This window comes from Oleiphilus sp. HI0117 (genome assembly GCF_001635235.1).
In genome coordinates, this window is the sequence record NZ_LWGA01000135.1 from 1 (window position 1) to 1109 (window position 1109).

Here is a 1109-nt window from a genome sequence, read left to right on the forward strand (position 1 = left end):
AAATATTTTTCATCTCTTTTTACTGCGTTCGCTAACCGTGGGCCTACATTAAAACCATTTCCGGCAAGTTGTATCGCAGGGCTGAGTAGAGATAGCCACTTCTTCTTACCATATTTCTTGTGGACCTCAGCTAAAAGTTTAACCGTCCCGGGTGTGCCTACTGATCGACCACCTACTACCGCGTCGAAAAAAGCCATTGGCTGAGCGTCTTCTTTTAAGAAAAGTTCTGAGTGAGCGTCTAAGGGAGCAGTCTCACGCCCGTCAAAGGTAGTGAGCTTGTTATTTTGTGAGTCATAGTAGACCAGGAATGCGCCACCGCCTAAACCGGAGGATTGCGGTTCAACCAGACCAAGTACCGTTTGTACGGTGACCATAGCATCGATGGCATTACCGCCTTGCTCTAATACCTTATAGGCTGCTTTACTTGCTTCCGGGTGTGCACTGACAACCATAAACTCTTTTGCATAGCGCGATTTTATAAGGTCAGAAGCGGGGCGTATTGTTTGGGTTTTGAGTTGTTTATTATCTGCTTGGCCTTGCTCTGGAGCGAATAGGTCACTTACTTGCTGACAGTGAAGCAAAGGAGAATAGAAAGATAGTATNGTTATGAAGGTGAGTAGCGACTTCATTTAGCGATATCCTCTTACTTAGGTTCTTATTCTGGAGCGGCTTAACAGTGCGTTACTTGTGCTTGAGCAGGGTAGACAACTTTTCGGCTTTTTCATAGAGCCAGCCTTGTATTGAATCGCAGCCACACTCTAGCAAGAAGTCGTTTTGTTCCTGGCTCTCGACACCTTCGGCAACTACTTTCATATCCAAACCGTGCGCCATTAGGATAATAGCAGAGACGAGTTTGCAGTCAGATTCGTAAAAAGGAAGTTCGTTAATAAACTCTCTATCGATTTTTAAGGTGTTAAAGCTGAATTTTCGGAGGCTGCTTAAAGATGAATATCCTTGGCCGAAATCATCCATTGCGAGTTTCATACCTAGCTCAGTTATTTTATTAAGTATGAAGTCCGTATTGCTCTGGCTGGACATCAGAACGCCTTCTGTAATCTCAATTTCTACCGAACTATAGTCAATGCCCGAGGAGGATACCGTGTCGCTCA

2 protein-coding genes are annotated in these 1109 nt (G+C 44.6%); both read right to left on the reverse strand.

The window, feature by feature from the left end; translation table 11 throughout:
* The coding region (locus A3757_RS01885; RefSeq protein WP_197469650.1) for a gamma-glutamyltransferase at nucleotides 1–629 on the reverse strand (629 nt) is incomplete at its 3' end.
* Nucleotides 630–681: 52 nt separating this feature from the next.
* A partial coding sequence (locus A3757_RS01890; RefSeq protein ID WP_156506103.1) for an EAL domain-containing protein occupies nucleotides 682–1109 on the reverse strand: 428 nt, incomplete at its 5' end.